We start from the raw sequence: 8046 nt of genomic DNA, 5'->3' as shown, positions 1-8046 counted from the left end.
CTGATTTGAACCCTATCGAGAAGAAGTGGGCACAGGCTAAGTTTCTGCGCCAAGGGTGGATGGAGAATAATTTACCTAAACTGTTTCATGATATGGGCTGTATCGATTTTATAAAGATTTAACTATATAATCTTTATGCTTATTCATATTATGTAACCTACTATTATTAATGCTATAAATAAAAGTGTACATTTTTCAAGTTTTAATTTTATCGTTGTACTAATAGCTGATTGTATAGCGTACAGTTTCAAGAAAGTCTATCTACTTCTAATTCGAATAATTAAGGAAATCAAAACTTCGACTATAATTACGACCATAATTGCAATAACCACACCTGTTAAAAAGTAAAGATTTCTCCACGTATCATGATCTAACGCCCCAGAATAAACAGCGAACTCAGGCGGCAGTTTTGGTGCGTCGGGCTCCCTACTAAACATAAAACCACCAAAGTGTGCATAAGAATCAACTTTATCGCCTAACCAGTCGTCGTATAAACGTACAAAAGTTAATGAAAATGTATAAGCAAACAACCAAGTAGGTAATATTCTATATAATAATGAAAGGTAATTACGTAGATAAAAATTAACAATCATAGTCATTATGATCGTAATAAATAAAATCCATAAAGAATCATTGGCAACGAAATATAGTATTAATGGTTCAAAATTAATCATGCTATTTCTTACCAGTAAAGTTATCAGGATATATTTCTTGCCAAACATAAGGTTTGTAGTCATAAGGTGTTCCACCCACCTCAATACCAATATCGATAGGGTCAACGAAAGCATCTGGATAAATACGTCCAGTAGTCTTATCTTTTTGTTGAAAACCCTTAAAAGTAGTTGTACATATTCCATTATTGCATTGTGTATCATACTCTACGCCAGTTCTACCAACATGAAACATACTGTTGCTCCCCCGTGTCATGTCAACTCTATAAAATCCATCCATATCAGTAACGCCAGATTTCAATCTCGCTAGAGCAGCCTTTTGTCTATCGTGATTGCGTAAACGCGATTTGGTTGTTGCACCCAATTCAACCGCTTCACCATTTCCATTAAAATATTGATATACCGCCGCTTGATTGCTATCAATTATTATAGGGGGTTTTCCAGGCATCATTTTTTGTTCGTCTGGATCCCAATGCTCATTAGGATTTCGAGGGTTATAATTGCCAAAACCATCTAACCCCCCACCCCCCTGATCAGGCTCACCATAAGTAGCCATATAACCTGCATTCTCAGGATAAGGCTCTCTATCACCCCCCGCACTCGCCCCTGGCGGATTAATCAGCACATCCTTGCCAATCACCTTGTTCTCTTTCTCTGCTTGGGTGATGATGCTTGAGCCTGTGATGATGATACTGCCATCGGCATTCATGACCAGTGAGGATTTGCCGACGGTGATCTTAAACTCATCTCCTGCGGTGATACTATAGCTTTTACCCACAAAGGTTTTTTTGATGCGGCCCACTTGTTCAGTCTGCATGATGCCAACAGCGGTGTTCATGATGGTGCCCACTTGGGTGGCATACCCTAAGCCTACGGTCACTGATTTGCCTAGTTTGACAAACTCAGTGTTGGTCTTATCTACGGTGAGGGAGCGGCTCTTATTAACCGTTTCTTTACGGTCTTTGTTGACGGTGAGGGTGTCGTTACCCTTGACGGTTTTGTCGCGGTTGCCTTTGATAAGTATCTGTTCGCTTTTATGTACGGTCTCGTCTCTATTGCCACCGATGTCGATGGTTTCGTTCAAATCTACGCGCTCTTTACGGTTGTTGTGACGGCGCTCATCGTTCTTGACCAGTGAGTTCAGATCACGCTGAGCTTGCAGGTTCACCAGCTCAAAGCCTGCGTCGTCATTGAACATGAACTCATTGTAGTTATCGAGTGGGGAGTTAAAGCTTTTGGATTTGATGCCGGACTTTTTGGCCGCCTCAGGGTAGCCCCATGGTGGCGGGTTGGCGCTGTTGTATAGGCGGCCTATGACGACGGGACTTTATATAGCATTAAGGATTAGAAAAGCTAGCGAGTGATCTTACCTTCATTTTTTAATTTATTAATACGTTCCTGAGCCATTTGGTTACCCTGAGTAGCCGCTTTTATATACCATTCATAAGCTTTATTATAATCTTGCGAGACACTATCACCATAATAATACATTTCGCCAAGATTAAACTGTGCTAAGGCTTCTCCTTGAGCTGCTGCTTTAGTGTAAAGATCAAAAGCTTTGTCGTAATCTTCTTTAACCCCTCTACCTGAATAATACAGTGAACCTAGATCATTTTGAGAAAGAGAATAACCTTGGTCGGCTGCTTTTTGATACCATTGAGCAGCTATTTTATAATCTTGTTCAACGCCTTCACCTTTTTCATACATGACGCCAAGATTATGTTGAGCTGATGGATATCCTTCATGTTCTAGTGTTTGAAATAACTCAAATGCTTTTCCATAGTCCTGTTCTACGCCTAAACCGTCATAGTACATAATAGCGACTTGAAATTGAGCTGGTGCATGCCCTTTATCAGCTACTTTTTTGTACCATTTAAATGCTTCAGAATAATTCGGCTCCGTATCTATACCTTTGTAGTAAAGTGCGGCTAAGTTAAATTCAGCAGGATAAAAACCTTGTTCTGCTGATTTTCTATACCACTTAATAGCTTGATTATAATCAATTGGACTGCCTTCAATATTTGTATAATACTCCCCTAGATGAAATTGAGCTTCCGGATGACCTTGGTCGGCTGCTTTCCTAAACCATTTAATAGCTTTACCGTAGTTTCTCTCTACATCTTCACTATAGAAGTATTTAACACCCATTTTATTTTGTGCATCAGCCAATCCTTGTTCGGCTGCTTTTTTGTACCACTTCAGGGCTTCAACTTTATCTTCACTAACACTTTCACCGTCTTCATACATCACACCTAATTGAAACTGAGCTTGAGGATCACCTTGGTTAGCCGTAGCATAAACCGATTTGAAATCTTTACCCTCATTTTTATGCACTGATTTGGTCGAGTATTGACCAATTTCATTGGCAGATTCAGCTGAGCAAGCAGAAAACAACAACCCAGTTGATAATGCAATAACAAGTCTTAAATGAAACATTAATTTTTTTGGTTTTTGAACAATCATAAAACACTTCACTTTTATACTTTAGAACGTTAACATCTGTATATAAATGCCTTACTATGTTAATTATCTATCGATCTAATGGCTTACGCTTTCTAGTAATTTAATAGTAATATCTTTAAATTCTTTTTTATATGGTAGAAGATAAATCATCTCTTTGTCCTTTATACCAATATACTGGTAGTCATATTTTTTGTAAACTCTACCACCAAGTTGGTCTCTATTTATGTATTTTATTTTATTTTGATCCTCTATTATTTTAAAATCTTCTAATAGAATTTCTTTTCCACTAATTAGAGTTATCTTTAACTTTCTATCTATTTCTATATTCTTGATAAACCTTTTTGAAATTACAAATAAAATTCTATAAAACGAATATAAGACAGAATATAAGCATATTATAAACGGTAGCAAATAGTACAGTGATATTTTAAATTCAAAAAAATAAAAAATACTATTATCAGAATTAAACAATAATCTTGTAAAAAGCAACAGAAATATGAATAACACTATGGCCAGAAGTAAATACTTATAAACAAAAGTAATACCTTTCTCATTTATTAAATAACTATGATCTGTAAAGTTTTTATCGGATTTCAAATTTATTTCTACCCTTGAGTTATAATAATTTAAGGCTTCTTAGTCCAAAAAAGTCCTAGATCATCTGTTGAATCAGAATCTTTAAACTCTACTGACTTACCAAACTCACCAGCAGCAGATGTGGTAGCTGCTTGAGCTATATCTCCTATACCTCCCAAATTATAGGGCTTTAATGCTCCTCTAGATAAACCATTTACCCCTGCAGTGAACAAATCTGCTTCACCTTCAGCACTATACTGTGTAGCATATGTACCAACAGCACCCGCTATAGCTACTTCTGTTGCAGTAGTTGCTACCCCCCACACACCTCCAGTTAGAGCACCTCCAGCCGTATAAATAAGAGCTTTGCTTGGATCCCATTCTTCAGAGGGTGTCGTAGCGACATATGACACACCACCAAGAGCACCGCCAGATGAAGCACCATTTATTGCAGTTTGTGGTAGTAAGGTTGCCGCTTCTTTTGCTGCAGCTCCAATATAAGGACCGTAACCCGCAATAGCAGCGCCTGCATAGGTAACACCACGCATATCGTTTTGTAAACGCGCTTGCGCGCGCACTTTAGGGTCTGTGACCATATGTCCTGCGGAAGCAGGAAATGCTAAAGCAATTGGATCCACTGCAAAGTTTGATTTCTTCTCTGGAATAGGCTTCAGAACCATATCCCGAATACTTTCATCCCAAACATATTTATAACCTTCTGGAGGATTATCGTATGGATTAGGAGTGTAATCTCCAAAACCTGACAATCCCCCACCCCCCTGATCAGGCTCACCATAAGTAGCCATATAACCTGCATTCTCAGGATAAGGCTCTCTACCGCCCCCCGCACTCGCCCCCGGCGGATTAATCAGCACATCCTTGCCAATCACCTTATTCTCCCCCTCAGCTTGGGTGATGATACTCGATCCTGTGATGATGATACTGCCATCGGCGTTCATGACCAGTGAGGATTTGCCGACAGTGATCTTAAACTCATCTCCTGCGGTGATACTATAGCTTTTACCCACAAAGGTTTTTTTGATGCGGCCCACTTGTTCAGTCTGCATGATGCCGACAGCGGTGTTCATGATAGTGCCGACTTGGGTGGCATACCCTAAGCCTACGGTGACAGATTTACCCAGTTTGACAAATTCGCTGTTGGTTTTGTCAACATTGAGCGAGCGGCTTTTGTTGATGGTCTCTTTGCGGTCTTTGTTGACGGTGAGGCGCTGTTGTAGAGACGGCCAATGACGATGGAAGCTTAAATAAAAGAAAGCATTAGAAATAATTACCGATTAATTTTGCCTTCATTTCTCAACTGATCAATACGATCCTGAGCCTCTTGATAGCCTTGAGCAGCCGCTTTTTGATACCACTCGTAGGCTTTATTATAATCTTGCGGTACACTATCGCCATAATAATACATCTCGCCAAGATTAAATTGTGCGATAGCTTCTTCTTGAGCAGCGGCTTTACTATAGAGCTCAAAGGCTTTATCGTAATCTTCTTCAACCCCTCTACCTGAATAATAGAGTGAGCCTAGATTGTTTTGAGCTGGAACATAATTTCGGTCAACTGCTCTTTGATACCAATACGCTGCTTTTCCATAATCCTTTTTCATACCCAAACCTTTTTCATACATGACACCAAGATTGTGTTGAGCAGGAGAAAATCCTAAATCAGCTGCTTTCTGATACCATTGTTGTGCTTTAGTATAGTTTTTCTCGGTACCTTTTCCATCAAGATATAAGGTGCCAAGGTTATACTGGGCAGGCGCAAACCCTTGTTCTGCTGAGCTCTTATACCACTTAATAGCTTTTTTATAATTTATTGGTCTGTCATATCCGTTTTCGTAAAATAAACCCAAATGGTACTGCGATTCTGGCTGACCTTGTTCTGCTGCTTTCTTAAACCATCTAACTGACTTTTCAAAATTGGGTTCTACTTTCTGATTATAAAAGTATGACATACCAATACTATTTTGTGCATCAGGCAACTCTTGTTCTGCTGCTTTTTTATACCATCCCAAGGCTTTAGCTTTATCCTCATCAACGCCTTGACCATGCTCATACATATTACCTAGTTGAAACTGAGCCTTAGGACTACCTTGGTTGGCAGCTTCTTGAAAGAGCTCAAAGGCTTCCTTATAGTCCTGTTTGACTGAATTGCCTTTATAGTAGTTAAGACCAAGTTGGTATGATTGTGAAGTATAATTTTTCTCTATTGAGGATGCTGTGTCTACAGGCTCGGCTGAGCAGGCGGAGACAGTTAATCCAGTTGATAGGGCTACAAATAAGAAGAAATTTAATTTGTTTAGACTTTGAGTGCTCATGGAGTGCTTATCTTCTATATTTCAAAAATCCATCAGTGAATTCAATTTTATTTTTTTCAAATAGATCAAGCATCAGCATTGCTAAACGGCAACCTATAATTAAGCTTGTTTTAATAGACTCGAAAAAGAATCTAGCAAATCTCATTACGATAAAGGTCGTGACAGTAATTACGATTGCTTTCACTAATGCGGTCAAAAAAAGTCGACCTGGTATGTTGAAAAACAACATTATATGTTCGACAATTCCTTCCAAGATATCAAACATTAAGATTCACCCTACACAAATGTCAATGTTTTTTTTCAAATAGATCAAATATAAGCATCAGAATTGCTAAACCGCAACCTATAATTAAACTTGTTTTAATATCTTCAATTAAATAACCTGATTTAATTGATTCGAAAAAAAATCTAGCTGATCTCATTACAGTGAAGGTCAAAAGAGTAATCACGATTGCTTTCACTAATGCTGTCAAAAAAGGTCGATCAGGTATGTTAAAAAACAGCATTATATGTTCAACAATTCCTTCCAAGATATCAAACATTAGTTTTTACCTTTCAGATATCTCATTCCTTTCAATCGATTGCATTCAACAAAAGGGACAAGAGCGCAGCAAAAAACCCTAAAACTACACATAATTTAATATCATCAATAAGGTAAGCTGAACCTAATGACTGAAAAAGACGGAATAATCTAACTACAATAAAGAAGATCGTTGTTAATAAAACCCACTTTATAAAAGCAGTTATAAAAGGTCGATCTGGTATATTAAAAAATAATATTATATGTTCAACAATTCCTTCTAAAATATCAAACATTGACATTCACCTTTATATAAATTCTACTGGTTATCAGACTCATCAATAGCCGCTTTTCCTGCTGTTTTACCTACAGTTTCCGCTGCTTTTTGTTGCTTCAAGATTTTCATACTTGTAGAATTTTTTATCGTTTTTGGTATATTTAACGCAGTTGCATAAGGTACTTTTGCCGCATTCGCTATAGTAGAACCACCTGCTCCACCAAGTGCTCCTATGCCAGCGCTTACAGCCGTTTTTCTAGGATCATAAGGAACGCCAGGATTTAGTGTCTTTTGCGTAAGTACATCCATAATCGCAGAACCTCCAGCACCCCCGGCCATAGCCTTAGGCACAGAGGTAGTGTTAGGGACTGCCTTTTGAGCGTTTTTGATTAAAGTGCTTACAGACTGCTTGCCTTGTTTGGCTAAATCAAGTGCCTTCTTACTGACTACAAGCCTAGATCCTTTATAAAGAATCGTTGCTGAACCGCCTCCAGCTGCTACACCAACCACTGTCACTGCTGCGTTAAATGTCTTTTGGTTTTGCTGTTGTTGATAAGCTGGCATAGAGCCACTATGTATACTTCCGTTATTATTCATGACGCTGCTATTGATATTTCCAGCTTGTCGATTCATAAACTGTTCAGTCTGAAGGTTTCCATACTTACTACTCGCTACCATACTACCATACTACCATCTGCAATAGCATCCTCTATCATCTGATCGTTCATCGCAAATAGCTCTTCATCGGTCATTTCATCAGAGTCACTACCTTGAACAGGTAATCCATCAGCCCCTACTTGAGCAGGCGCATCATTTAGATAATCAGGTTCAAGCTCTTCCCTTGCACCCCCCGCACTCGCTCCTGGTGGATTGATCAGCACATCCTTGCCAATCACCTTATTCTCCCCCTCAGCTTGGGTGATGATACTGGAACCTGTGATGATGATACTGCCATCGGCATTCATGACCAATGAGGATTTGCCGACGGTGATCTTAAACTCATCTCCTGCGGTGATACTATAGCTTTTACCCACAAAGGTTTTTTTGATGCGGCCCACTTGTTCAGTCTGCATGATGCCAACAGCGGTGTTCATGATGGTGCCCACTTGGGTGGCATACCCTAAGCCTACGGTGACAGACTTACCCAGTTTGACAAATTCGCTGTTGGTTTTGTCAACGTTAAGCGAGCGGCTTTTGTTGATGGTTT

Annotated in this window: 8 protein-coding genes and 1 pseudogene; all 9 read right to left on the bottom strand. The window is 39.0% G+C overall.

Annotated features, from left to right (window positions below; translation table 11 throughout):
- Positions 1–257 precede the first annotated feature (257 nt).
- The gene (locus JMX98_RS13065) at positions 258–674 is read right to left on the bottom strand and encodes a hypothetical protein (protein WP_201587216.1); all 417 of its coding nucleotides are present in this window, start codon (positions 672–674) and stop codon (positions 258–260) included.
- Between the two features lies 1 nt (position 675).
- On the bottom strand, positions 676–1917 hold the full coding sequence (locus JMX98_RS13060; protein ID WP_413786559.1) for a bacteriophage T4 gp5 trimerisation domain-containing protein: 1242 nt from the start codon (positions 1915–1917) through the stop codon (positions 676–678).
- Positions 1918–2024: 107 nt separating this feature from the next.
- On the bottom strand, positions 2025–3134 hold the full coding sequence (locus JMX98_RS13055; RefSeq protein ID WP_201587212.1) for an SEL1-like repeat protein: 1110 nt from the start codon (positions 3132–3134) through the stop codon (positions 2025–2027).
- Between the two features lie 626 nt (positions 3135–3760).
- Entirely contained in the window at positions 3761–4798 is a 1038-nt protein-coding gene (locus tag JMX98_RS13050; RefSeq protein ID WP_201587210.1) for a hypothetical protein, read from the bottom strand.
- Between the two features lie 200 nt (positions 4799–4998).
- The gene (locus JMX98_RS13045) at positions 4999–6042 is read right to left on the bottom strand and encodes an SEL1-like repeat protein (RefSeq protein WP_201587208.1); all 1044 of its coding nucleotides are present in this window, start codon (positions 6040–6042) and stop codon (positions 4999–5001) included.
- Between the two features lie 287 nt (positions 6043–6329).
- Entirely contained in the window at positions 6330–6584 is a 255-nt protein-coding gene (locus JMX98_RS13040) for a hypothetical protein (protein ID WP_201587206.1), read from the bottom strand.
- Positions 6585–6615: 31 nt separating this feature from the next.
- Positions 6616–6858, bottom strand: a complete 243-nt coding sequence (locus tag JMX98_RS13035; RefSeq protein WP_201587198.1) for a hypothetical protein — start codon at positions 6856–6858, stop codon at positions 6616–6618.
- 23 nt (positions 6859–6881) lie between these two features.
- Positions 6882–7472 (bottom strand): hypothetical protein, encoded by a 591-nt coding sequence (locus tag JMX98_RS13030; protein ID WP_201587196.1) that lies wholly within the window; start codon positions 7470–7472, stop codon positions 6882–6884.
- A gap of 38 nt (positions 7473–7510) precedes the next feature.
- Positions 7511–8046 (bottom strand): annotated as a pseudogene (locus tag JMX98_RS13025) (hypothetical protein); the annotation flags it as partial.

It is taken from the genome of Psychrobacter sp. HII-4 (assembly GCF_904846595.1).
Taxonomy (GTDB): domain Bacteria; phylum Pseudomonadota; class Gammaproteobacteria; order Pseudomonadales; family Moraxellaceae; genus Psychrobacter; species Psychrobacter celer.
The sequence above is the reverse complement of the archived record's forward strand: the minus strand, read 5'-3'. Positions and strand labels throughout refer to the sequence as shown.